Source organism: Bifidobacterium sp. LH_424, assembly GCF_056356895.1.
Genome location: NZ_JBKEVC010000001.1, coordinates 706,639 through 730,013 on the forward strand (window position 1 = coordinate 706,639; position 23,375 = coordinate 730,013).

General features: G+C 65.3%; 21 protein-coding genes and 1 tRNA gene. 6 read left to right on the plus strand and 16 right to left on the minus strand.

Annotated elements, in window-relative coordinates; translation table 11 throughout:
* Nucleotide 1 precedes the first annotated feature (1 nt).
* The 5 genes from AC1AYP_RS03035 to AC1AYP_RS03055 form a co-directional block, all read right to left on the minus strand.
* Nucleotides 2-1,444 (minus strand): hemolysin family protein, encoded by a 1,443-nt coding sequence (locus AC1AYP_RS03035; RefSeq protein WP_476545052.1) that lies wholly within the window; start codon nucleotides 1,442-1,444, stop codon nucleotides 2-4.
* A 36-nt stretch (nucleotides 1,445-1,480) separates the two neighbouring features.
* A complete protein-coding gene (gene ybeY / locus AC1AYP_RS03040) occupies nucleotides 1,481-2,026 on the minus strand; it encodes an rRNA maturation RNase YbeY (protein WP_476501614.1) in 546 nt (181 codons plus the stop codon).
* Nucleotides 2,016-3,188 (minus strand): PhoH family protein, encoded by a 1,173-nt coding sequence (locus AC1AYP_RS03045; RefSeq protein ID WP_476501613.1) that lies wholly within the window; start codon nucleotides 3,186-3,188, stop codon nucleotides 2,016-2,018. Before AC1AYP_RS03045 ends, ybeY begins: the two co-directional genes overlap by 11 nt.
* Before the next feature lie 82 nt (nucleotides 3,189-3,270).
* Nucleotides 3,271-3,609: a histidine triad nucleotide-binding protein gene (locus AC1AYP_RS03050; RefSeq protein ID WP_476501612.1), complete on the minus strand. Its 339-nt coding sequence runs from the start codon at nucleotides 3,607-3,609 to the stop codon at nucleotides 3,271-3,273.
* 111 nt (nucleotides 3,610-3,720) lie between these two features.
* A complete protein-coding gene (locus AC1AYP_RS03055; protein WP_476502013.1) occupies nucleotides 3,721-4,518 on the minus strand; it encodes a 16S rRNA (uracil(1498)-N(3))-methyltransferase in 798 nt (265 codons plus the stop codon).
* A gap of 100 nt (nucleotides 4,519-4,618) precedes the next feature.
* Between AC1AYP_RS03055 and AC1AYP_RS03060 the strand changes: the two genes are divergently transcribed.
* From AC1AYP_RS03060 to glgC, 3 genes are all read left to right on the plus strand, one after another.
* Nucleotides 4,619-4,707: transfer RNA gene (locus AC1AYP_RS03060), tRNA-Leu, on the plus strand.
* Nucleotides 4,708-4,812: 105 nt separating this feature from the next.
* Entirely contained in the window at nucleotides 4,813-5,679 is an 867-nt protein-coding gene (locus AC1AYP_RS03065) for a TrmH family RNA methyltransferase (protein ID WP_476501611.1), read from the plus strand.
* Nucleotides 5,680-5,820: 141 nt separating this feature from the next.
* Entirely contained in the window at nucleotides 5,821-7,068 is a 1,248-nt protein-coding gene (glgC, locus tag AC1AYP_RS03070; RefSeq protein WP_476501610.1) for a glucose-1-phosphate adenylyltransferase, read from the plus strand.
* 94 nt (nucleotides 7,069-7,162) lie between these two features.
* On the opposite strand, the gene AC1AYP_RS03075 is transcribed toward glgC, so the two are convergent.
* From AC1AYP_RS03075 to sufB, 6 genes are all read right to left on the minus strand, one after another.
* Nucleotides 7,163-7,750 carry a metal-sulfur cluster assembly factor gene (locus AC1AYP_RS03075; RefSeq protein ID WP_476546697.1) on the minus strand — a complete coding sequence of 196 codons (588 nt, stop codon included), beginning with the start codon at nucleotides 7,748-7,750 and terminating at the stop codon, nucleotides 7,163-7,165.
* Between the two features lie 93 nt (nucleotides 7,751-7,843).
* Nucleotides 7,844-8,401: a Fe-S cluster assembly sulfur transfer protein SufU gene (gene sufU, locus AC1AYP_RS03080; RefSeq protein WP_476501608.1), complete on the minus strand. Its 558-nt coding sequence runs from the start codon at nucleotides 8,399-8,401 to the stop codon at nucleotides 7,844-7,846.
* 82 nt (nucleotides 8,402-8,483) lie between these two features.
* Nucleotides 8,484-9,755: a cysteine desulfurase gene (locus tag AC1AYP_RS03085; protein ID WP_476546698.1), complete on the minus strand. Its 1,272-nt coding sequence runs from the start codon at nucleotides 9,753-9,755 to the stop codon at nucleotides 8,484-8,486.
* Nucleotides 9,756-9,932: 177 nt separating this feature from the next.
* The gene (gene sufC, locus AC1AYP_RS03090; RefSeq protein WP_476501606.1) at nucleotides 9,933-10,712 is read right to left on the minus strand and encodes a Fe-S cluster assembly ATPase SufC; all 780 of its coding nucleotides are present in this window, start codon (nucleotides 10,710-10,712) and stop codon (nucleotides 9,933-9,935) included.
* A gap of 31 nt (nucleotides 10,713-10,743) precedes the next feature.
* Nucleotides 10,744-11,979, minus strand: coding sequence for a Fe-S cluster assembly protein SufD (sufD, locus tag AC1AYP_RS03095; RefSeq protein WP_476546699.1), 1,236 nt, complete (start codon nucleotides 11,977-11,979; stop codon nucleotides 10,744-10,746).
* A gap of 4 nt (nucleotides 11,980-11,983) precedes the next feature.
* A complete protein-coding gene (gene sufB / locus AC1AYP_RS03100; protein ID WP_034528076.1) occupies nucleotides 11,984-13,483 on the minus strand; it encodes a Fe-S cluster assembly protein SufB in 1,500 nt (499 codons plus the stop codon).
* A gap of 158 nt (nucleotides 13,484-13,641) precedes the next feature.
* Here sufB and AC1AYP_RS03105 point away from each other — a divergent pair, with 158 nt between their 5' ends.
* From AC1AYP_RS03105 to AC1AYP_RS03115, 3 genes are all read left to right on the plus strand, one after another.
* Nucleotides 13,642-14,316: a LuxR C-terminal-related transcriptional regulator gene (locus AC1AYP_RS03105; protein ID WP_476546700.1), complete on the plus strand. Its 675-nt coding sequence runs from the start codon at nucleotides 13,642-13,644 to the stop codon at nucleotides 14,314-14,316.
* A 140-nt stretch (nucleotides 14,317-14,456) separates the two neighbouring features.
* Nucleotides 14,457-15,545: a hypothetical protein gene (locus AC1AYP_RS03110; RefSeq protein ID WP_476546701.1), complete on the plus strand. Its 1,089-nt coding sequence runs from the start codon at nucleotides 14,457-14,459 to the stop codon at nucleotides 15,543-15,545.
* Nucleotides 15,546-15,821: 276 nt separating this feature from the next.
* On the plus strand, nucleotides 15,822-16,745 hold the full coding sequence (locus AC1AYP_RS03115) for a TraX family protein (RefSeq protein WP_476532256.1): 924 nt from the start codon (nucleotides 15,822-15,824) through the stop codon (nucleotides 16,743-16,745).
* A 160-nt stretch (nucleotides 16,746-16,905) separates the two neighbouring features.
* Here AC1AYP_RS03115 and AC1AYP_RS03120 read toward each other — a convergent pair whose 3' ends face one another.
* From AC1AYP_RS03120 to aroC, 5 genes are read right to left on the minus strand one after another with little or no spacing between them, the layout of a single operon-like run.
* A complete protein-coding gene (locus AC1AYP_RS03120; protein WP_034528073.1) occupies nucleotides 16,906-18,567 on the minus strand; it encodes a CTP synthase in 1,662 nt (553 codons plus the stop codon).
* A gap of 6 nt (nucleotides 18,568-18,573) precedes the next feature.
* Nucleotides 18,574-20,025: a DUF2142 domain-containing protein gene (locus tag AC1AYP_RS03125; RefSeq protein WP_476546702.1), complete on the minus strand. Its 1,452-nt coding sequence runs from the start codon at nucleotides 20,023-20,025 to the stop codon at nucleotides 18,574-18,576.
* Between the two features lie 31 nt (nucleotides 20,026-20,056).
* Complete coding sequence (gene aroQ / locus AC1AYP_RS03130; protein WP_034528071.1) at nucleotides 20,057-20,506, minus strand: type II 3-dehydroquinate dehydratase; 450 nt, start codon at nucleotides 20,504-20,506, stop codon at nucleotides 20,057-20,059.
* Between the two features lie 25 nt (nucleotides 20,507-20,531).
* Nucleotides 20,532-22,154, minus strand: coding sequence for a bifunctional shikimate kinase/3-dehydroquinate synthase (locus AC1AYP_RS03135; RefSeq protein WP_476546738.1), 1,623 nt, complete (start codon nucleotides 22,152-22,154; stop codon nucleotides 20,532-20,534).
* An 8-nt stretch (nucleotides 22,155-22,162) separates the two neighbouring features.
* Nucleotides 22,163-23,356 carry a chorismate synthase gene (gene aroC, locus AC1AYP_RS03140; protein ID WP_476546703.1) on the minus strand — a complete coding sequence of 398 codons (1,194 nt, stop codon included), beginning with the start codon at nucleotides 23,354-23,356 and terminating at the stop codon, nucleotides 22,163-22,165.
* Nucleotides 23,357-23,375 lie beyond the last annotated feature (19 nt).

Here is a 23,375-nt window from a genome sequence, read left to right on the forward strand (position 1 = left end):
GTCACTCCTTGGCTTGGGTCTTCGTGTCCGCGGCCCCGCCGTCGGCGTCGTCCTCGGACGCCTTGGCCTGCCGCTCGCCGTCTCCGGCGTTGCCATCTTCCTCGCGCCCCTCGACGTGGGCGGGCTCCACCACGATGGTGGACACCTTCTTGCGTCGGCCGGCGGAATCGACGGCGGTGAGCTTCAGGCCGCGGGTCACGGCGGAGGCGCCGACGATCGGCACGCGGCCGAGCAGTTTGGTGAGCAGTCCGTAGACGGTGTCGACGTCGTCCTCGTCGATGTCGATCTCGAAGATCTCCTCCAGATCGGCGATGGGAGTGCGCGCCGGCATCCGCCATTTGCGGTCGCCGATCCGCTCCGGCTCCTCGCGCTGCGTGCGGTCGTGCTCGTCCTCGAGTTCGCCGACGATCTGCTCGATGGCGTCCTCGATGGTGACGAGTCCGGCGATGCCGCCGTATTCGTCGACGACGACGGCGACGTGCTGCCGGGAGCGCTGCATCTGGTGGAACAGGTCGTCGACCGGCTTGGATTCGGGCACGAGCATCGGGTCGCGCACGATGGATTCGACCGCACGGCCGAGCGCCGCCTGGTTGAACGCGGTGGCGCGCACGGCGTCCTTGAGGTAGGCGACGCCGATGAGGTCGTCCACGTCGTCGCCGATGACGGGCACGCGGGAGAAGCCGGAACGCGAGCACAGCTTGAGCATCGCCTCGAGCGTCGCGTCCCTCTCGATGCAGATCATGTCGGTGCGCGGCACCATGATCTCACGGGTCAGCGTGTCGGACAGGGTGAGCACGTTGCGCAGCATCTCGGAGACCTCGGGGTCGAAGTCGTTCGATTCGACGAGACGGTCGATGGTGGCGCGCCCCTGCTCCTGCTGGATCTTCTCCAGCTCCTCGTCGTCGGACAGCTCCTGCGCGCGGCGACGCCCCTCGCGCGCCGCGCCGAGGCGCAGGAACGGCGTGAGGCGGACGGCCGCGGCGACGAGACGGGAGTGTTCGATCATGATGTCGGCGGGTTTGATCGCGCCGGTCTCGCGCGGACGGACGAACACGCTGACCACGGCGACGACGATGGCGACGACGGCCCCGATGACGAGCGCGAGCCACACGCGGGCGTCCCACAGCCCGGCGACGATGGCGACGAGCACGCCGACGAGCACGTTGCTGGCGATGCGGAAGAACGCGCACGCGCCGGCGGTCACGTACCGGTCGGCGATGAGCCGCTGCACGCGGTGGATGCGGTCGACGCGCTTCATGCGGCTGAACTGGGTGAGCTCGCCGTCGGTCTGCGCCTCCAGCACGAGGTTGTTGAGGCTGGCGCGCGTGACCCTGCCGACCGCGCCTTCGGCGGCGGCGAGGGACAGGGACAGCCACACCATCAGCGCGGCGACGATGACGAGCGCGGCGGTGACCGCGATCAGGGTCTGTTGGGAATACTCCATCGGTGTCGTGTTTCCTTTTGTGTCGGCGGTCGGCGGTCAGTGGGTGATCTGGCGGCCGGAACCGTGCTGCGCGTCGTAGGCGGCGAGCGCGTCCTCGCTGCCGGCGGGCAGCGCGACGGGAGCGCCGAGGTCGTGGCGCACGGCGATGAACGTGAGCAGCAGCTGGCGTTGCAGGCCGAACATCTGGCGTTCCTGCTGCGGGTTCACGTGGTCGTAGCCGAGCAGGTGGAGGATGCCGTGGATGGTCAGGAGCATCATCTCCTGGAGCACGCCGTGTCCGGCGGCGGCGGCCTGCTGGGCGGCGACCCATGGGCAGATGACGATGTCGCCGAGCACGCCTTCCATCACGGTCTTGCCGTCGCCGGGGCGCAGCTCGTCCATCGGGAAGCTCATCACGTCGGTGGGTCCTTCGAGGTTCATCCAGTGCTCGTGCATCTCGGCGATGGGCTCCGGGTCGACGAACAGGATCGTCAGGTCGGACTGGGTGCTCACGCGCATCTGGTCGAGGACCCATACGCCGAGGTCGGAGAAGAGTTTCGGGTCGATGGTCCATACGGTCTCGTTGGAGACGTCAACGCTCATCGGTGTCGGTGTCCTTTCGTTCGTCCGTCGCGCCGTCCGCGGCTTCGGCGGTCATGGCCTTCGTGTCTTTCGAGCCTTTCGCCCGCGAGATGCGCCGGTGGTCGCCGTCCAGTCCCTCGTGGCGGTTGTAGGCTTCGACGATCTGGCCGACGAGGCGGTGGCGTACCACGTCCTCGGCTTTCAGGTGCACGAACGCGATGTCCTTGATGCCGCCGAGGATGCGTTCGATGGTGGCGAGACCCGAACGCGGCACGGTGAGGTCGACCTGCGTGATGTCGCCGGTGATGACCATCTTCGTGTTGAAGCCGAGGCGGGTGAGGAACATCTTCATCTGCTGTTCGGTGGTGTTCTGCGCCTCGTCGAGGATGACGTAGGCGTCGTTGAGGGTGCGTCCGCGCATGTAGGCGAGCGGCGCCACCTCGATGGTGTTGTCGTCCATGAGCCGTCTGAGCTGGTCGGCGCCGAGCATGTCGCCGAGCGCGTCGTACAGGGGGCGCAGGTACGGGTCGACCTTGTCGTTGAGGGTGCCGGGCAGGAAGCCGAGGCTCTCCCCCGCCTCGACGGCCGGGCGCGTGAGGATGATGCGGCGCACCTGACGGTCCTGGAAGGCCCGCACCGCCTTGGCGACGGCGAGGTAGGTCTTGCCGGTGCCGGCCGGGCCGATGCCGAACGTGATGGTGTGCGATTCGATGGCGGCCACGTAGGCGGCCTGTCCGGGGGTCTTGGCGCGTACCGGGTTGCCGTTCGCGTAGGTGATGACGCCGGGCACCGCGGGCCTGCGCCGTCCGCCCCCGTCGCGGCGGTTCTTCGTCGACGCGGCTTCGACGCGCTGCAGCGTCTCGATCTCGCGGCCGTGGCCGGGGTGCGTGGCGCGCGTGCGGTTGTCGAGCACGTCCTGGTCGATCATGCGCCGCACGGTGTCGGCGTCCATGGGCGCCGTGTGGGCGGCTTCGATGATCGTGTTGATGAGTTCCTCGGCCTTCGACGCATCGGTCTCGGTCTGCTTGGATCGCGAGACGATGGCCACGCGGTTGCCGCGCACGATGATCGTCAGTTCGGGGAACGCCTTCTCTATCTCGCGGATCACCTGGTCCACGGGGCCGAGCACGGCCACCGGGTCGAGCTGGGTGGGGATGGTGATGGTGCGTGTTGTGGTCGCCACGGATTCCTTTCTGGAATATGGACCGTTCCTGAAGGGTGGATGGCCCGCGCGTCCGGCGGTCCGCCGGCGCGGGCCGGTTCCGCTACTCGTCGAGCTTCTCGCCCGTCATCACGTGCGCGTGCACGTGGAAGACGGTCTGGCCGGCGTCGAGCCCGGTGTTGAACACAAGGCGGAACGCGCCATGGAAGGCGTCGTCGGCGATGTTCTGGGCGACTTCGACGATGTGCGCGAGCTCGGCGGGATCGGCGGCGGCGAGTTCGGCGACGTTCGCGTAATGCTTCTTCGGCACGACCAGCACGTGGACCTTGGCCTTGGGGTTGATGTCCTTGAAGGCGTATGTGGTGTCGTCCTCGTAGACCTTGGCGCTGGGGATGTCCCCGGCGATGATCTTGCAGAACAGGCAGTCGTCCGATGCGCTCATGGTTGCTCCTTCATGCGGGCCGCGCGGTGTCGGGACGCACGGCCATGGTTTCCGCACCCAGCTTAGCGCGTCCCGTCACCCGCCTTCCATACGCCCCTGCGGACGTCCGCCCTACGCGAACCGTCCCAGGGCGCGGCTGAGCAGGGACAGCGCCACGGGGCCGGCGGCGGACGCCCTGAGGATGTTCGAGCCGAGCACGACGCTGTGCGCGCCGGCCTCGGTGAACGCGGCGACCTCATCCTCGCTGATGCCGCCTTCGGGGCCGACCACCACGTAGACGGTGCGGGCCTTGGCGTCCTTCAGGCAGCGGTCCATGAGTCCGGACACGAGCCCCTCCACCGACGCCCATGTGTCGGTGGCGTCCTGGTGGAGCACGATGACCAGGTCGCCGTGCACGTTGGCGCGCAGGCACATGGCGACGATCTGCTTCGAGGAGACGCACTCCCCCAATCCGGGCCGCCACGCGCGACGGGACTGCTCGGTGGCCGCGTCCAGCGTGGTCCTCCACTTGCGGTCGGTGCGGCCGGCCTTCCATTTGGCGATGGAACGGTCCGCCTGCCAGGGGATCACCTCGTCGACGCCGATCTGCGTGGCCATGTCGATGGCCTGCTCGTCGTGCCCGTTCTTCGCGAGGGCCTGCACGAGCGCGAGGCGGGTCACGGGCGCGGGTTCGCGCACGAATTCGCGCACCTCGGCGACGCCGTCGTCCGGATCGTCGAGCACCGCGGTGACGCGCAGCCCCCGGCCGTCGGACAGCTGGAGCTCGTCGCCGGCCTTGAGGCGCATCGACTGCACCGCGTGCCGTCTGACCTGCGCGGGCAGCGTGAGCTTCCACCCGGCGTTGAGCTCGTCCGAGTTCACGGGGACGTCGTCATGGTCGGAATCCAAGAGGAACAGGGCTTTCGTCATGCCCACAAGGCTATCAGCATCATTGCGACACGCCGACGATTGCGCAAGCTAGGAAACCGTGTATTGTAATCACTCGTTGCTTCACAGCGACAACGCACCTGCCCGGGTGGCGGAATGGTAGACGCGCTAGCTTGAGGTGCTAGTGCCTATTTTTTAACGGGCGTACGGGTTCAAGTCCCGTCTCGGGCACCGTCGAAAACCCCTTGGAAACAAGGGGTTTTCTCGTATCTGCATGTATATCGGCCCCGTGTCCCCGCGATACGGCCCATCACACTCACCACAGGAGGCACCGCCATGCGCTTCGTCCATCTGGAATCCATCGACGACGAACGTGTGTCCGCCTACGTCAATCTCACGGAGATCCAGCTGCGCAATCGTCTCGAGCCGGCCAAGGGCCTGTTCATCGCCGAATCCCCGAAGGTGATCGACCGGGCGCTGGCGGCGGGCCGTGAACCCATCTCCCTGCTCGTCGAGGAGCCGTGGATCGAGGGCATGGCCGCCACGTTCGACGCCATCGACGCGCGCTGGGGCGCGGACGTCCCCGTCTACGTCGCCTCCCCCGAACAGCTGCGGCGGCTCACCGGCTACCGCCTGCACCGGGGCGCGCTCGCGGCGATGCGCCGCTGGCCGCTGCCGTCCGTCGCCGATGTCTGCCGCGGCGCGCGCCGCGTGGCCGTGATGGAGAACATCGTCGACCATACGAACGTCGGCGCGCTGATGCGCTCCGCGGCCGCGCTCGACGTGGACGCCGTGCTCGTCACCCCCTCCTGCGGCGATCCCCTGTACCGTCGTGCGGCGCGCGTGTCGATGGGCACCGTCTTCCAGATCCCGTGGACGCGCATCGGCGGCGAGGACAAGCGCTACTGGCCGTTCCAGGGCATCGACGAGCTGAAGTCGCTCGGCTTCACCACCGTCGCGATGGCGCTGGAGGACGATTCGATCAGCCTGGACGAGCTCACGCGACGTCTCCACGCCGACGACGGCGACCCCGACCGCATCGACCGTCTCGCGCTCATCTTCGGCACCGAAGGCGACGGATTGTCGCGCCACACCATCGCCCGCGCCGACCTGACGGTGAAGATCCCGATGAGCCACGATGTCGACTCGCTCAACGTGGCCGCCTCCAGCGCGGTCGCCTTCTACGCCACGCGCATGCGCTGACGCGACGCGCTGGACACGATTCGGGCGTGTCGCGGTTTTTGTGCAATCATTGTCATTGTGAGTTCGGAGCGAGGAAGCCCGGACCAAACCCGAGCGCGGCGCCGAAAGGCGCTGTTGGTTGTTGAGAGGAGCAACACGACAATGGCCAAAAACAAGCAGAAGATTCTGTCGATAGTGTTGGCGGGCGGCGAGGGCACCCGACTGATGCCGTTGACTCGCGACCGCGCGAAGCCGGCCGTTCCGTTCGGCGGCGTGTTCCGCCTCATCGACTTCCCGCTGTCCAACCTGGTGAACTCCGACTACCGCCACATCGTCGTGCTCACCCAGTACAAGTCCCACTCCCTTGACCGTCACATCTCCCAGATGTGGCGCTTCTCCTCGCTGCTCGGCAACTACGTCTCCCCGGTCCCCGCGCAGCAGCGTCTCGGCAAGCACTGGTACCTCGGCTCCGCGGACGCCATCTACCAGACCATCAACATCATCGAGGACGTCCAGCCGGACATCGTCGTGATCGTCGGCGCCGACCACGTCTACCGCATGGACTTCGGCCAGATGGTCGAGCAGCACATCGAATCCGGCGCGGAGTTCACCGTGGCCGGCATCCGCCAGCCGATCGAGCAGTCCAACCAGTTCGGCGTAATCGACGTCGATCCGAACCACCCGAACCAGATCAAGAGCTTCCTGGAGAAGCCGGACACCTGCGCGGGCCTTCCGGACGACCCGAATTCGTTCCTCGCCTCCATGGGCAACTACGTGGCCAACACGGACGCCCTGTTCGACGCGCTCGCCAAGGACGAGAAGAACGAGAACACGAAGCATGACATGGGCGGCGACATCGCCCCGTACTTCGCATCCCGCGGCGAGGCCGGCGTGTACGACTTCAACTCGAACGAGATTCCGGGCTCGACGCCCACCGACCACGCCTACTGGCGCGACGTGGGTACGATCAAGCAGTTCTACGACGCGCACATGGACCTGATCGCCTACGTGCCCGAGTTCAACCTGTACAACCAGGCCTGGCCGATCTACACGAACTCCGGCACCCTGCCGCCGGCCAAGTTCGTGCACGCCGGCCGCGACCGCCTCGGCCACGCGACCGATTCGATCGTCTCCCCCGGCGTGATCGTCTCCGGCGGCGAGGTGCACCATTCCGTGCTGTCGCCGAACGTGCGCATCCACTCGTGGGCGCAGGTCGTGGACTCCGTGCTGTTCGACGGCGTCGTCGTGAACCGTCGCGCGCGCGTGTACAAGGCCATCCTCGACAAGAACGTCGTGCTCACCGAGAACTCGACGGTCGGCATCGACACCGAGCATGATCTCGCCCGTGGCTTCACCGTCACGCCCGAAGGCATCACCGTCGTGCCGAAGGGCACCGTCGTCGACGACTGACGGATTCCCGAGGACGCGAAAAAGGCCCCGAACCGTTCATCCGGTTCGGGGCCTTCCCGTATCCTCAGCCGTTTCCGATTGGATCGGCATCGGATCAGTACTTCGGCAGATTGTCGAAGTTGAAGCCGAGGGCGGCGAGCTGCTCGCGTCCCTCCGGCGTGATCTTGTCCATCGTCCAGCGCGGCTGCCACGTCCAGTCGATGCGGAACTCCTCGACGAGGCCGGCGAGCGTGCTCGCGCATTCATCCTCGATGAGGTCGGTCAGCGGGCAGGCGGGCGTGGTGAGCGTCATCGTGATGATCGCGCGGCCGAGATCGTCGATCTCGATGCCGTAGACGAGTCCCAAGTCGATGACGTCGATGCCGAGCTCCGGGTCGATGACCTGGTGCAGCGCCTCGCGCACGTCCTCCGCGGTGGCGCGGCCGATGTCGTCGACGAACTTCAGCGGGATATGGCTGTCATCCGATTCCGCATCGTCGCCGTGACCACATTCGCTTTTCTTGTGGCGTCCGCATGCGCACATGTCGTCGTCGGCTGCCGGTTCGGCGGGACGGCCGTTCGGGAATCCCTTGGCGAGGGCCGGGTTGGCCATCACGCGACGGGACGCCTCCTCGTCCTGCAGCACGCCGTTCACCGCGTCGAACACGCTGGGCTGGGGTTCGGGCACGAGATTATCGCTCATAGTTCACTCCAAAATCGTCGGGTCGTATCCACTGTACGCGTCGCCCACGGCTTTTCGCCCTGGGCGACGCGCATACGGGAATTCGGGCGTCGGTCACTGCTTGGCGGCCAGCGCCTTGGCGACGGAGTCCTTGAGACCCTCCCAGGCGAGCAGCGCGCATTTGATGCGCATCGGGTACTTGGACACGCCCTGGAAGACGATGCCGTCGCCGAGCGACTCCTCGAGCTCGTCGTCGCCGAGGCCCTTGCCACGCGATTCCATGAGCTTATGGAACGTGTGCTCGAGCTCCATGGCCTCATCCACGGTCTTGCCGTCGACCAGATCGACCATGACGGACAGGCTGGCCTGGGAGATGGAGCAACCCTGGCCGTCCCACACGACGCGTTCGATGGTGTGCGGCTCCTTGTCGGAGACCTCCACGTGCACGGTCGCCTCGTCGCCGCAGGTCGGGTTGAATTGGTGGGATTCGCCGGGCGTGCAGTATTCGTGGCTGGCGCGCACCACCGTGTCGCCGGACGACTGGGCGCCGGTTCCCTCCTTGGTGAGGTCCGCCGCGAAATGCTCCTTGCCATGCGGGTTCTTCGCGGCCTCGAGGATGACCTCCTGGTACATCTGCTCGAGGTCGTCGCCGCTCATGCCGTAATCGTTCATAACTTCCTTATCGTATCGTCCCCTCGGACAGACGCGGACGGACGTGGACGGGGCCGGACGCCCGCGGCTCCGTCAGGTGCCGTCAGGCGCCGAAGAACTTCCTGATGCCCTTCGCCGCCTCGACGAGCGCCTGCGCGTCCTCGACGGTGTTGTACACGCCGGACGAGGCGCGGTTGGAGGCGTACAGGCCGAAGTGGCGGTGCACGGGCTGGGCGCAGTGGTGGCCGACGCGGATGGCGATGCCCTGCGCGTCGATGTACTGGCCGACGTCGTGCGGGTGCACGCCCTTGACGTCGAAGGCGACGGTGCCGATGCGGTCCACGTTCTCGCGGGGGCCCAGGATGCGGATGCCGTCGATGTCGCCGAGCTTGAGCAGTTCGGCGGCGATCGTGCGCTCATGCGCCTCGATGTTCTCGAGTCCGACGTTCATCATCCATTCGGCGGCGACGCCGGCGGCCACGACCTGCGCGACCGGCTGCGTGCCGGCCTCGAAGCGGGCCGGCGGCTCCATGTACTGGGCCGGCTGGTCCATCCATGCGAGCTCGACCATCGATCCGCCGAAGTTGGCCGGCGGCAACGCCTCGAGCAGCTCGCGCCTGCCGTACAGGAAGCCGACGCCGGTGGGGCCGTACATCTTGTGCGCGCTCCATGCGGCGAAGTCGACGTCCAGCGCGTGGAAATCGACCTTGAGATGCGGCACCGACTGACAGGCGTCGAGGATGAACACGGCGCCCACGGCGTGCGCGCGGGCGACGATCGGGGCGATGTCGGTGATCGCGCCGGTCGTGTTGCCCACGTGCGTGACGGCCACGACCTTCGTGCGTTCGGTGATGACCTCGTCGAGATCGTCGGTGCGCACGCGGCCGTCCTCGGTCAGGTCGATCCACTTGAACGTGGCGCCGGTGCGGTAGGCGAGCTCCTGGAACGGCAGCAGCACCGAATGGTGCTCCGCCTTCGAGACGACGATCTCGTCGCCCGGCTTCAACGCGAAGCGCTTGGCAGCCGCTCCCCCACGGCCGAGCGACGCGTTGCCGAACGCGGTGGCCAACAGGTTCAGGCCCGCCGTCGCGCCGCCGGTGACGACGATCTCCTCGTTGCCCTCTTCGGCGCTCGCGCCGACCAGCTTCGCGACCTTCGCACGCGCCTCCTCGAACGCCACCGTGGAGCGCGCCGCGAGCTCGTGGGCTCCGCGGTGCACGCCCGCGTTGATCGTGCGGTAGAAGTCGCTCTCCGCGTCGATCACGCATTGCGGCTTCTGCGAGGTGGCCGCCGAGTCGAGGTACACGAGCGGATGCCCGTGGATCTCCTGGTCCAGAATCGGGAACTCGTCCCTGATCGCTGCGAAATCAACCATTGTCATTTCCCCCATTTCGTGACATTCACATGCAAGTGAGTGGGAGTCGGCGGAACGCATGCCGAGACCGTAAAGACTCGGCCAGAGCGGCCCGGAGCGTGTCACGGTATGCGTTCCGCCGACTCCCATGGCTCCGCCGGAACCGTGAAGAAGCCGGATGGAACCGTCCGTCGGACGTCAGGCGAGTGCGGACTCGGAGTCCGCCCCTTCCGGCAGGTACGCGTCGTAGCCGTTCTCCTCGAGCTCGTCGGCCAGCTCCGGGCCGCCGGTCTTCACGAAGTGGCCGTCGGCGAACACGTGCACGATGTCCGGCTTGATGTACTTGAGGATGCGCGTGTAGTGCGTGACCATGAGAATGCCGAACTGGTTGGCCTCCTTGGCGCGGTTCACGCCCTCGGACACGATGCGCAGCGCGTCCACGTCGAGGCCGGAGTCGGTCTCGTCGAGGATGGCGAACTTCGGCTTGAGCAGTTCGAGCTGCAGCACCTCGGCACGCTTCTTCTCGCCGCCGGAGAAGCCCTCGTTGACGGAGCGCGTGGCGAACTTCGGATCCATCTTGAGGCGCTTCATCGCCTGGGACAGCTCCTTGGTCCACGTGCGGATGGACGGCGCCTCGCCGTCGACCTCGGTCTTCGCGGTCCTGAGGAAGTTGGTCATCGAGACGCCGGGCACCTCGACCGGGTATTGCATGGCGAGGAACAGGCCCGCCTTGGCGCGCTCGTCCGGGGTCATCTTGAGGATGTCCTGGCCGTCGAGCAGCGCCTCGCCGGAGTCGACCACGTACTTGGGGTGGCCGGCCAGCGTGTAGGCGAGCGTGGACTTGCCGGAGCCGTTGGGGCCCATGATGGCGTGGGTCTCGCCGGAGTTGACGGTCAGGGAGGCTCCCTTGAGGATCTGCTTGGTGCCTTCCTTGGTTTCGACGTGGACGTAGAGGTCCTTGATTTCGAGAGTGGACATTGGTTCTCCTAACAGTCCGAAAAGTCTTGGGTTACTTGTCTTCCAGCACCTGCGCCATGGCCGCGTTCTCGCCGCGCGCCAGGCGGCGGTCGATGACGTCCATGAGATGGTCGGAGACGGCGGGGATGCCGATCTCCTCGACGAGTTCGCCGAAGAAGCCGCGCACGACGAGCTTACGTGCCTCGGCCTCCGGGATGCCGCGCGATTCGAGGTAGAACAGCTCCTCGTCGTCGAAGCGGCCCACCGAGGAGGCGTGGCCGGCACCGATGATGTTGCCGTTCTCGATCTCGAGGTTCGGCTCGGAGTCGGCGATGGCGCCCGGCGTGAGCACGAGGTTGCGGTTGAGCTCGTAGGAGTCGGTGCCGGGGGCGGTCGGCTCGATCAGGGCGTTGCCCACCCACGTGGAGTGCGCGCCCTTGCCGTCGAGCGCGCCCTTGTAGACGACGCGGCTGCGGCAGTCGGGATGGTTGTGCACGACCATCGTGCGGTGTTCGATGTGCTCGCCCGGGTCGACGAAGTAGATGCCGAGCATGTTGAGCTCGCCCTGCTCGCCGCCGAAGTCCTGGTCCATGCGGATGCGCACCACGTCGCCGCCGAGCGTGACGACGGAGTGGCGCAGGGACGCGCCCTCGCCGACGTGGATGCGGTGGTTGCCGACGTGCTTGGCCGTGCGGTCCCACTCCTGGATGAACGTGGCGGAGACGTGCGAGTCCTTGCCGGTCGTGATCTCGACGCCCTCGGCGAGGCGGGCGTCGCCGTCGTGTTCGACGACCACGTCGGCGTGCGCGCGGTCCGCGGCGTCGATGACGAGATGGAACGCGTCGAGGTCCTCGCCAGCGCCGTGCACCTTGACGAGCACGGGCTGGGCGATCTCGCCGTCGAGGCGCAGGATCGTCGCCGTGGAGCCGGAGTTCCATTCGACGGCGGAGACGCGGTCGTTCGGCTTGGAGACGGTGCCGGACGCGCCTTCGCCGAGCCTGACCTGGCTGAGCGTGACGCCTTCGGCCAGCGGCGAGCCGTCGATCATCGACACTTCGATCTCGGTCTCGCCGGAAGGCTTGAACACGTCGAAGAACTCGCCGATGCGGTCAATCGGCGTGTAGCGCCAGTCCTCCTGGTCGCGCGCGGGCACCGGGAACGCGGACACCTCGAAGGAGCGGGGCGCGCGGTCGGCGCTCGACGGCATGGCCGCCGGGATCTTGTACGGGTCGTTCGGGTCGGCGACCGGGATGTTCAGTTCCGCCGCCTTGTTTTCGGTTTCGGCCATGGGATCAGCCCACCGATCCTTCCATCTGCAGTTCGACGAGTCTGTTGAGTTCGAGCGCGTATTCCATCGGCAGCTCACGGCTAATCGGCTCGACGAAGCCGCGCACGATCATGCCCTGCGCCTCCTCCTCGGACAGGCCGCGGCTCATCAGGTAGAACAGCTGGTCCTCGGAGATCTTGGAGACGGTGGCCTCGTGGGCCATGGAGACGTCGTCCTCGCGCACGTCCACATGCGGGTACGTGTCGGAGCGGCTGAAGTCGTCGACGAGCAGCGCGTCGCACACGGTCGAGTTGGAGGAGCCCTCCGCGCCCTTGACGATCTTGACCAGGCCGCGGTAGGCGGAACGGCCGCCGCCGCGCGAGATGGACTTGGCGACGATCGTGGAGCTGGTGTGCGGGGCGAGGTGGATCATCTTCGCGCCCGTGTCCTGGTACTGGCCCTTGCCGGCGAAGCCGAGCGACATGGTGCTGGCCTTCGCGTACGGCTCGGCGAGGATGCAGGCGGGGTACTTCATCGTGGCCTTGGAGCCGATGTTGCCGTCCACCCATTCCATCGTGCCGCCCTCGCGCACGTAGGCGCGCTGGGTGACGAGGTTGTAGACGTTGTTCGACCAGTTCTGCACGGTGGTGTAGCGCACGCGCGCGTGCTTCTCGACGATGATCTCGACGATGGCGGCGTGCAGCGAGTCCTCGGACCAGATCGGGGCGGTGCAGCCCTCCACGTAATGCACGTAGGAGCCTTCGTCCGCGATGATGAGCGTGCGCTCGAACTGGCCCATGGCGGGCGTGTTGATGCGGAAGTACGCCTGCAGCGGGATGTCCACGTGCACGCCCTTCGGCACGTACACGAACGAGCCGCCGGACCATGCGGCGGTGTTGAGCGCGCCGAACTTGTTGTCCTCCGGCGGCACGACGGTGCCGAAGTACTTCCTGACGAGGTCGGGGTATTCGCGCACGGCGGTGTCCGTGTCGACGAAGATGACGCCCTGCTTCTTCAGGTCCTCCTGGATGGAGTTGTAGATGACCTCGGACTCGTACTGGGCTGCCACGCCGGAGACGAGGCGGTTCTTCTCCGCCTCCGGGATGCCAAGGCGGTCGTAGGTGTTGCGGATGTCGTCCGGCAGCTCCTCCCACGACTTCGCCTGCTTCTCGATCGGCTTGACGTAGTACTTGAAATCGTCCGCGTTGAAGCCCGACAGGTCGACGCCCCACTTGGGCATCGGCTTGTCGAGGAACGCCTTGAAGCCGCGCAGACGCATGTCGAGCATCCACTCGGGTTCGCCCTTGTCGGCGCTGATGTCGCGCACGACCTGTTCGTCGATGCCTCGCTTGGCGGCCTCGCCGGCCGCGTCGGAATCATGCCAGCCGTAGCTGTAGTCGCCGAACTGCTGGATGATCTCGTCATCCTGTCTGATCTTCTCCTCGTTGACGCGGGAGCGATCGGCCACGTACTGGCTCATCTCCACGTCAGCGGCGGCGTTTGGCGCTTGTGTTTCGCTCACCATCCTGCCTTCCGTTGTCACAACATTCCTACGTCAATGTAGCAGAACCCATGCGCGAACTCCACGACCGACACCGCATGTCGGCTATGGATGAACGTGAGCTTGGTTACGGGCGATTGTTCCCCGGCACAAGGCCATAATGAGATGGAGGGGAGGTAACGATGCCGGGTGCACAAAAAGGAACAGGCTACCGCATAGGGCTCGTCGACGACGACGCATTGACCCTTGCGGCGTTGCATGCGCTCATCACGCAACGCCTCGCGGAGGAGGGCGTGTCCGTGGCATGGACGACGAGATCCGGCGAAACGGCCATCGACCTGTGTGTGGATGAACGGAGCAGACCGGATGCGGTACTGGTCGACATGGGCATGGATGATGTGGACGGGGCGTCGGTGTTGGAGCGGCTCCGGCGTTTCTCATCACGGATCATGTTGTTGGCGATGACCTCGCATTCCCTGAACCGTTACAGGACTTCCGCCCAAAGGGCAGGAGCCAGGATTCTGTTGGACAAGTCCGATATCGCCGGATTGCTCCGCTGCCTACATGATTGCGTATCCGGAGACCTCAGCCCGGCCCCCGATCGGATGTCGCCACCGGCAGCCGCGGTCGTCGAATACCCCGACGGCGAATCGTCTGTTCCACAATCGTTGTCCTCCAGGGAGGCCGAAGCCATGGATTGGACCATCGAGGGATTGACGGCCAAGGAGGTGTCCCTGAAGATGTCGGTTTCCGAATCAACGGTGAAAACCCATATCCGCCACGCCATCGAAAAGCTACAGGTACGCAACAAGCTGCAGGCCGTCAGGGTATGGTCCGAAATCAGAAGAGGGCGATGATGCGCGTTCCATCCTTATCTTCCGCCGGAATAGGGCATGAACCCACAAAGCCGATCAGGCGTCCCCGTACGGCGGCGATGATAGCCATCGCCGTATGCTGCACCTGCATCCAGGGAATGGCCGATGGGGATGGCGGGCTCATGCCGCTGACCATCTTCGCCGTCTATATCGGTCTGCTGATCGGAATGTACTGGAATCCATTCCTCTGTGGAACGACGATTTTATCGCTGTCCATCGTTCTCGGCTGCGTTCCGGATGCCGATTTCCCCATGCAGTTCTGGAATGTCTGGCTGGCCTTCGGCATGCTCGGGTATGGTCGTCATCTCCTGGCGGCGGCCATGACGATTCTCGTCCAGGCCGCAGCTATGACGGGTATGTGGCATCTTCATGGCACCAGCGGTTGGAGTCTTTCCGGGATAGGAACCTTCAATGCAAGCTGCATCATCATGATTGTCGTCGGATACGCCATAGCGGAGCATCGATCGGCCGACATCCTGCGGCAGAAGGCCCTTGAGACGGCGAATGCGAAACGTGAACGCGATCTGCTGCGACGGGATATCGAGTTGGCGAGCCGCATCCATGATTCCACGACGCGCGGGCTCGCGCTCATTACGATTCTGGCGAATCAGTGCATGGATTGCCCTCCGGATGAGAGGCAGGCCAATCTGGCACTCATCCAATCCACCGCGCAATCCACGTTGGCCGACGTGCGCAAGGTGATAGACGCCCTTGAAACCGACCGAAATGCGAAGTCCGCACACGACGATGCAACGCTCACCATTGCGGATATGGTGCACGGCATCATGGAGAGCAATGATGCGGAACTGCGCAGCATCGGCATATACGGGCACAGCGCGATGCAGGGTGAAAGTGAAACGGCATCAGATATGCGTACCGTTCCGTCCGATATCATTCAGGAAATCTCGGACTTCCTGAATCAACTATATTCGAACATTGCCGTATACGGCGCCCGAGGCGATGACGCCTACTACATGCACGTGGAGATCGAGAACTCGGTGCTGTGTGTGGAGCAGTTCAATATCATCAGGAATGAATCGCGGATGTGGCCGCACCGCGGCAGAGGTCTGTCCCTCCACGCAAAACGCATCCATGCGTTCGGAGGTTCTCTTGAGACGCGCAAAGAGGAAGAGAATTGGATTGTGCGTGCGCGTATCCCTCTTTTTCATACTACCAATTGCAGAACCATGCGAACCATGGCGGACAACTGAATCCCACCACCGTCTGCATGGATATCGACGTATTCACCGTTTCCATCCGTTGATGCGAAGGGGCGTGCTGACCGACCATAAGGACCACAGCAATCATGATGCCTGATATCAATCGCATGACAACTCCTTTCCTCGTACCAACTTTATAGGCTGATGGCCCTATCGTCTTTTAGACGATGCCACCAAATATTGATCTAATATTGAAATTAAGCGGATTGCACCGGCCCACGGTTTCATCGACGAAATCGATAAACCCATATGCGAACGGGATGAACCATGACGAGCTTCCAACTCAAGATTCTGGCATGCGTGTTCATGCTCATCGACCATGTCGCACTGTATCTTCCGGGAATGCCGGTGTGGATGCATTGGATCGGCCGTCTCGCCTTTCCAATCTTTCTTTTCCTCATCGGGTGGAGCTGCATGTATACCAGCAACAGACGCCGGTTCCTCATGCGTCTGTACATCGCGAGCGTCATCATGTCCATCATCCAGTTCCTGTCATATGCCTTGCTGGATGTGCTTCCTTATACGTTTGGGGCCATTCCCATCGACGCCAACATCTTCCGTACATTGTTCCACACATGTCTCATCATCTGTCTCCTGTCGGCATCCGACGCGCGAAAAAGACTGGGCCATATGGCGTTATATGTACTGATACAGGTGATTCTCGCCGCGGCTTTGCCATTCGTCGGCCGCATGCTCGAGTCTTTGGACGAACCATTAGGGCGATACGGGATACCGTACATGATCCAGGCGGTCAGCGGCACGATCATCGGAATGGATGGAGGATTGTACTTCATCATCGTCGGCGTGTCCCTCTGGGCGGTTCGGAACAATAGAGTCCGTCTGTCGCTGGTCTTCGGGAGCTTGGTTCTCATCTATATCGTGTTGATGGCGACGCCTATACTGTCCATACTGATGGCGAAGATCACCCTTGCCTTCCCGGACGACGATGGAACGGTATTCATGACCACCAATTTCGTTATGAATACGCTTGGTTTCAACCCCGTCATACTGGGACGTTCGGCAATCACCGTCAACTACCAGTGGATGATGATTTTTTCCCTGCCGTTCATGCTGCTGTACAATCATCGACGCGGTCCGAACGTCAAATGGTTTTTCTATATTTTTTACCCTGCACACATCATCGTGCTGTTCCTTACCGGCATAGCGTTAAACAACTATATGCTGTTCTGATACACACCGAATAATCATCTCCCTCACCTCCATGTCGCCGTCAGAAAGACGACCTTCATAAAGACGATGACCGGTGTGGGTGGCCATCCCCATAAGAGAAGATGGCCACCCACACCGGTCATCGCATCAACCGCTCAGACAAGCGCCGAAAACAGACCGTTCAGCGCTCGCGCTGGTGGTCAAGCGCGGCCTTGACGAGGCCGGCGAACAGCGGGTGCGGCTTGGTCGGGCGGCTCTTGAACTCCGGGTGCGCCTGGGTGGCCACGTAGAACGGGTGCACCTCCTGCGGCAGCTCGACAAATTCGGTGAGCTCGCCGTCCGGGCTCTGGCCGGAAATCCGCAGGCCGCCTTCGCGCAGGCGGTCCTTGTAGGCCACGTTCACTTCGTAGCGGTGGCGGTGACGCTCGGTGACGTGCGTGGAACCGTACAGCTCGGCGACCAGCGAACCCTCCTCGAGGTCGGCCGGGTAGGAGCCGAGACGCATGGTGTGGCCCATGTCGCCCTTGCCGGCGACGATGTCCTTCTGCTCCTCCATCGTGGCGATGACCGGGTTGACGCAGTCCGGCTCGAACTCGGTGGAGTTCGCGTCCTCGATGCCGAGCACGTGGCGGGCGTATTCGATGACCATGGACTGCAAGCCCAGGCACAGGCCGAGCGCGGGCAGCTTGTGCTCGCGGGCGAACTTGAGGGCGCCGATCTTGCCGTCGATGCCGCGGATGCCGAAGCCGCCGGGCACGACGATGCCGTCGACCTGGTCGAGCGCGGCGGCCGCGCCCTCCTCGGTCTCGCAGCGGTCGGCCGCCACCCACTTGACGTTCACCTTCGCCCAGTTGGCGAAGCCGCCGGCCTTGATGGCCTCGGTGACGGACAGATAGGCGTCCGGCAGGTCGATGTACTTGCCGACGATCGCGATGTTGACCTCGTGCTTCGGGTGGTGGACGCGCTCGAGCAGGTCCGCCCACTCGTCCCAGTCGACGTCGTGGAACGGCAGTCCGAGCTCGCGCACCACGTAAGCGTCGAGACCCTCGTTGAACAGGATCTTCGGCACGTCGTAGATGCTGGGCGCGTCCACGCAGTTGACCACGCCCTCCGCGTCCACGTCGCACATGAGGGAGATCTTGTCCTTGATGGACTGGTTGAGCGGACGGTCGGAGCGCAGCACGAGCGCGTCCGGCGTGATACCCAGCTGGCGCAGCATCATCACGGAATGCTGGGTCGGCTTGGTCTTGAGCTCGTGGGCGGCGGAGATGTACGGCACGAGGGAGACGTGCACGAACATGCAGTTCTCCTGGCCAAGCTCGCGGCGCACCTCGCGGGCCGCCTCGAGGAACGGCTGGGATTCGATGTCGCCGACGGTGCCGCCGATCTCGGTGATGATCACGTCCACGTCGTCCGCCGCCTGGGCGCGCATGCGGGACTTGATCTCGTTGGTGATGTGCGGGATGACCTGCACGCACTGGCCAAGGTACTCGCCGGCGCGCTCCTTGCGCAGCACCTCCTGGTAGATCTGGCCGGTGGTGACGTTCGCCTTCTGCGAAAGGAACACATCGAGGAAGCGCTCGTAGTGGCCGATGTCGAGATCCGTCTCGGCGCCGTCCTCGGTCACGTACACTTCGCCGTGCTGGAACGGGTTCATCGTGCCCGGATCCACGTTGATGTACGGGTCGAGCTTCTGCTGCAGCACATGCAGACCGCGGGAACGCAGCAGACGGCCGAGCGAGGACGCCGTCAGGCCTTTGCCGAGGGAGGAGACCACGCCGCCGGTGACGAAGATGTGCTTGGTGACGTGCTCTTGCGAATTGCCATGTGTTCTTCTAACCATGGAATTTCACTCTATCACGCGTGCGTGACCCGGCGTGTTCGCCCGGAGGCATCGCCGTACGCCCGTCGTACGCCGCTTCAGGTGCGACGCGCTTTCGGCGACGCACAGCACGCCGAGAACCGTTAACGGCAGGAAGTAGCGGTGCTGCATGCCCTCGACCATGACGGAGCCGGCCGGCGTGTACTGGAGCCACAACGCCAGATAGGTGAGCAGCGCGATGCCGACCATCACGGCCGACGTGCACCACCAGAATACCGTCTCCCGCGCGTCCATGGCCCTGCGCGCGGTGGCTATGGCGAGCATGACCACCATGGCCAGCATCGCCGCCCAGCAACAGCGGATGAGCCACGTGTCCACGGGCCTCTCGAGGTTCGCCCGCCCGGTGACGACGGACAGTCCGATCGCCTTGAGCGTCGCCAGCAGCGCCTGTGGGTCGGTGAGCATCGCATGCTTGCGTTGCTCCATCTCGGCGTAGGGGACCATCATCGGCGTCGTGACGAACCATCCGGTGAGCCTCATCCACACGGCGAGCCATGCCATCGAGACGACGACGCCGGCCGCCGCGATGGGAAGACCGGAGCGGGACGTCGATTGCGACGGGACCGACGACGCGGCCTCGTCGCAATCGGCGTCACGTGGGGCGGACCCGATGCCGTGCGATGCCGCCCACGCGGCCGGCAATGCGAGCAGCACGAGCGGCGCGTAGATGAACTTGCACATCGCGAGCAGCACGCACACGACGGCCGTCGCGGCATGACCCGCGACGGCCGCGCGCCGGTGCAGCATGCGCAGCAGCATGCAGGAGAGCAGGAACGTCAACGCCTGGGTCAGCGAGTCGGCGGATATGGCGAACGAGTAGCGGTAGAGCAGCACTGGGCACAGCATGACCAGTCCGACGAGAATCCTCCACTTGGCCAGCAGGGCGACGGCCGCCGCGGCGCAACCGGCGTACACGACGAGCATGATCGTCTCGGCGAGCAGGTAGGTCGCGCCCGCGGTCAGCCCCAGCGCCCTCCCCAGCGCGAATCCGGCGAGCTGCGGCAGATAGGCCACCGGCGAGTTCGTGGCCGTGTTGTTGTACGGCACGTCGGCGCCGGAGGCGTCCGAGACGGTGATCGTGTCGGGGAGGATGATCGTGGGGTCGTGCCCTTCGTCGCGTTCCAGCGAGAACTCGATCCACTGCCAGTCGACGCGGCCGCCCACGTTGCCGTCGCGGTGATGCAGGTAGCTCATCGACGTGACCGGACGGGCGAGCACGTCGCCGTTGAGGATGCCGTCCACCCGGTAGACGTGGGACCAGATGTCGGGGATGCGCCATGGCGGCATGTGCGTCATGAACAGTCCGCCGATGAGCAGGGTGCCTATGGCGACGACGACGGGCATGACGGCGCGCAGCGTCGTGAGCCATGCCCTGCCGCGCCCGCCGCCGGTATGTTTCGATTCGTCGGTACGACTCATATACGGAAAGGTTCCTGGGACGATCCGGAAATCAGCCGTTGACGATGTGGGCGACGGCGTCGAGCGCCAGCTTGTAGCCGTAGAAGCCCATGCCGGTGATGGTGCCGGTGGCGACCGGGGAGATCACGGAGCGCTTGCGGAACTCGTCGCGCGCGGAGGGGTTGGAGATGTGCACCTCCATGAGCGGCAGGCCCGCGTCGCCGACCATGTGGGCGGCGTCGGCCAGCGCGTACGAGTAGTGGGTGAACGCGGCCGGGTTCATGACGACCGGCGTCTTCTCGTCGGCGGCCTGGTGCATCCAATGCACCATCTCGGATTCGTCGTCGGTCTGGCGCACTTCGACCTCGAGGCCGAGTTCGGCGCCCCATGCGGTGCACAGGCGACGCAGCTCGGCGAGGTCCTGACGGCCGTACACGTCGGGCTGACGCACGCCGAGACGACCGAGGTTCGGCCCGTTGACGACGATGACTTTGGTGGACATGGTTCTCTCTCCTCCTTCGGACGGTTCAGTGCTGGATGCGGCGGAACGCCTCGCGCACGGCGTCGGCTGGCGGATCCTCGAGGTGGATCATGTGGCCGGGCGTGCCGTCGAGGACGACGAAGCGCAGCTTGTTGCCGCGGGCCTTCTTGTCCTTGTGCATGAGCGCGAGCACGTCGTCGAACGAGCCTCCGTTCCAGGAGATCGGCAGTCCGAGCGAGCTGAGCAACGCGCGATGGTAGTCGACGAGCTCCTGGTCGATATAGCTGAGCTGGTGGGCGAGTTCGGCCGCGTACACGCAGCCCACGGCGACCGCGTTGCCATGCCTCCAGCGGAAGTGCTCGAGCTTCTCGATGGCGTGGCCGAGCGTGTGCCCGTAGTTGAGGAACTCGCGCTTGCCCTTCTCCTTGAGGTCGGCGGACACGTGGTGCACCTTCACGGTGACCGTGCGTTCGATGAGCTCGCCGACCACGTCCTCCAGTCCGGAGCCGAGGAACGTCGCCCCGTCGAACGCGCGCAGCTCGTCGGCGTGCTCCTCGAGGATGCGCAGAATCTCCGTGTCCTCGATGAAACCGGATTTCGCGACTTCGCCGAGACCTTCGATGAAGATGTCGTTCGGCAGCGAGGCGAGCGTCTTCGTGTCGGCGAGCACACCGGCCGGCGTGTAGAACGAGCCGACGAGGTTCTTGCCGGCCTCAGTGTTGATGCCGGTCTTGCCGCCGGTGGAGGCGTCGACCATGGCGAGCAGCGAGGTCGGGCAGTTCACGTAGCGGATGCCGCGCATCCACGTGGCGGCGATGAAACCGGCCAGGTCGGTGGCCGCTCCCCCGCCCACGCCGACGATCGCGTCGGAGCGGGTGAAGCCCTCGTCGCCGAGGCGCGTCCACACGCCGTTCGCCACGTCGACGGTCTTGCCGGCCTCCGCGTCGGGCACGACGATGTCGACGACGTCGTAGCCGCCCTGGCGCAGCAGGGTGCGTGCACGGTCGGAGTGGCGCTGCACGGGCTGCGTGTGGATGAGCGCGACCTTGGCGACCTTGTCCCCCAGCACGTCGGCGAGATGGTTCATCGCCCCTTCGCCGATCACCACGTCGTATGGCTCGATGCCGCTGCCGGTCACGTGGACCGTGCGTTCGCCGATCATGTCCATCACCTTCCTCGCCGCCATCTGCGGCGTCTGTCTGCGCGTGCGTACATGCACGTTCGCGACCTCGCGGAACACGGGGTCGCGCTGTTTGTACAGTTTCCTCCAGCGCGCGTTCGCGTCGCCGTTGAGCATGGGGCGGCCACCACCGCGGTTGGCGCGTTCCATCGCCTCGTGCGGGTCGGCGTCAAGGTAGACGACGCGGCCTCCGTCGGCGATGTAGTCGGCCAGCGCGTCCTGCGTGGACGGGGTCATCGGCGCTCCCCCGCCGAGGGAGAAGATGCCGTCGAAGTCCTCCAGATAGTCGGCGATGAGGTCGGCCTCCACCTCACGGAACGCGGGTTCGCCGTACCGTTCGAAGTAGGCGGGGATCTTCATCCCGACCTCGCGTTCGATCTCGATGTCGGCGTCGGCGAACGACAGGTGCATGAGGTGCGCCACCTCCTTGCCGACGCGGGTCTTGCCGGCGCCCATCATGCCGATGATGACGGCTTTCGGGCGGATGATGCCGCGCCTCACCTCATGTGCTCCGGCCAGGAGGCGAGGTAGTTCTCGCAGTTGCGGCGCGTTTCGGCGACGCTGTCGCCGCCGAACTTCTCCAGCGCGTACTTGGCGAGCGTGAGACGCACCATGGCCTCAGCGACGACCGATGCGGCGGGCACGGCGGTCGAGTCGGAACGCTGGTTGATGGCCTGCGCCGCCTCGCCGTTGGCGACGTCCACGGTGCGCAGGGCGCGCGGGATGGACGGGATCGGCTTCATGGCGGCGCGCACGCGAATCGGCTGTCCGTTGGACATGCCGCCTTCGATGCCGCCGGCGCGGTTGGTGAGACGGGTGATGCGTCCGTCCTCGCCGGGCACCATCTCGTCATGCGCGGCGGAGCCGGGGCGCACGGCCTCGAGGAAGCCGTCGCCGATCTCGACGCCCTTGATGGCCTGGATGCCCATGACGGCGGAGGCGAGGGCGGCGTCGAGACGACGGTCGGATTCCACGTAGGTGCCGATGCCCGCGGGCACACCGTAGGCGATGACCTCGATGACGCCGCCGACCGTGTCGGCGTTCGCCTTGATCTCGTCGATGCGTTCGATCATGCGCTGCTCCGCGGCCTTGTCGAGCGTGCGCACCGGGGAGGCGTCGAGCGCGGCGACGTCGTCCGGGGTGGGCAGCGCGGCGTCGTCGGCGTCCTCGACGCCGGCCCCGCCGATGGAGATCACGTGGGCGACGGTGCGGATGCCGAACGCCTGCTCCAGGAACTGCGCCGCGATCGAACCGAGCGCGACGCGCGAGGCGGTCTCGCGCGCGCTGGAGCGTTCGAGCACCGGACGGGCGTCGTCGAAACCGTACTTGCGCATGCCGGTCAGGTCGGCATGGCCGGGGCGCGGACGGCTCAGCGGCGCGTTGCGGCCCTCGCGCGGAATCTCATGGTCGAGCGGGTCGGCGCTCATCACCTCGGTCCACTTCGGCCATTCGGTGTTGGCGATCTCGACGGCGATCGGGCCGCCGAGCGTGGAGCCGTGACGCACTCCGGTCAGCAGCCTCACCTTGTCCTGCTCGAACTTCATGCGCGCGCCGCGGCCATAGCCGAGTCGGCGGCGCGCCAGCGCGTCCACCACGTCCTGGCTGGTGACGGACACCCCCGCGGGCAGCCCCTCGATCATCGCGACCAACGCCTCGCCATGCGACTCCCCCGCCGTCTGCCAACGCAACATACTCTCTCGCTCCTCCATG

Bases quoted from the DNA above. Each gene is read 5' to 3' on its own strand.
- AC1AYP_RS03035 (WP_476545052.1), bottom strand. From the start codon at position 1,444: ATGGAGTATTCCCAACAGACCCTGATCGCGGTCACCGCCGCGCTCGTC.
- glgC (WP_476501610.1), top strand. From the start codon at position 5,821: ATGGCCAAAAACAAGCAGAAGATTCTGTCGATAGTGTTGGCGGGCGGC.
- AC1AYP_RS03110 (WP_476546701.1), top strand. From the start codon at position 14,457: ATGCCGCTGACCATCTTCGCCGTCTATATCGGTCTGCTGATCGGAATG.
- AC1AYP_RS03075 (WP_476546697.1), bottom strand. From the start codon at position 7,750: ATGAGCGATAATCTCGTGCCCGAACCCCAGCCCAGCGTGTTCGACGCG.
- AC1AYP_RS03125 (WP_476546702.1), bottom strand. From the start codon at position 20,025: ATGAGTCGTACCGACGAATCGAAACATACCGGCGGCGGGCGCGGCAGG.
- AC1AYP_RS03055 (WP_476502013.1), bottom strand. From the start codon at position 4,518: ATGACGAAAGCCCTGTTCCTCTTGGATTCCGACCATGACGACGTCCCC.
- aroC (WP_476546703.1), bottom strand. From the start codon at position 23,356: ATGTTGCGTTGGCAGACGGCGGGGGAGTCGCATGGCGAGGCGTTGGTC.
- AC1AYP_RS03065 (WP_476501611.1), top strand. From the start codon at position 4,813: ATGCGCTTCGTCCATCTGGAATCCATCGACGACGAACGTGTGTCCGCC.
- AC1AYP_RS03120 (WP_034528073.1), bottom strand. From the start codon at position 18,567: ATGGTTAGAAGAACACATGGCAATTCGCAAGAGCACGTCACCAAGCAC.
- sufB (WP_034528076.1), bottom strand. From the start codon at position 13,483: ATGGTGAGCGAAACACAAGCGCCAAACGCCGCCGCTGACGTGGAGATG.
- ybeY (WP_476501614.1), bottom strand. From the start codon at position 2,026: ATGAGCGTTGACGTCTCCAACGAGACCGTATGGACCATCGACCCGAAA.
- AC1AYP_RS03050 (WP_476501612.1), bottom strand. From the start codon at position 3,609: ATGAGCGCATCGGACGACTGCCTGTTCTGCAAGATCATCGCCGGGGAC.
- aroQ (WP_034528071.1), bottom strand. From the start codon at position 20,506: ATGTCCACCAAAGTCATCGTCGTCAACGGGCCGAACCTCGGTCGTCTC.
- AC1AYP_RS03085 (WP_476546698.1), bottom strand. From the start codon at position 9,755: ATGGTTGATTTCGCAGCGATCAGGGACGAGTTCCCGATTCTGGACCAG.
- sufD (WP_476546699.1), bottom strand. From the start codon at position 11,979: ATGGCCGAAACCGAAAACAAGGCGGCGGAACTGAACATCCCGGTCGCC.
- sufU (WP_476501608.1), bottom strand. From the start codon at position 8,401: ATGAACGATTACGGCATGAGCGGCGACGACCTCGAGCAGATGTACCAG.
- sufC (WP_476501606.1), bottom strand. From the start codon at position 10,712: ATGTCCACTCTCGAAATCAAGGACCTCTACGTCCACGTCGAAACCAAG.
- AC1AYP_RS03105 (WP_476546700.1), top strand. From the start codon at position 13,642: ATGCCGGGTGCACAAAAAGGAACAGGCTACCGCATAGGGCTCGTCGAC.
- AC1AYP_RS03115 (WP_476532256.1), top strand. From the start codon at position 15,822: ATGACGAGCTTCCAACTCAAGATTCTGGCATGCGTGTTCATGCTCATC.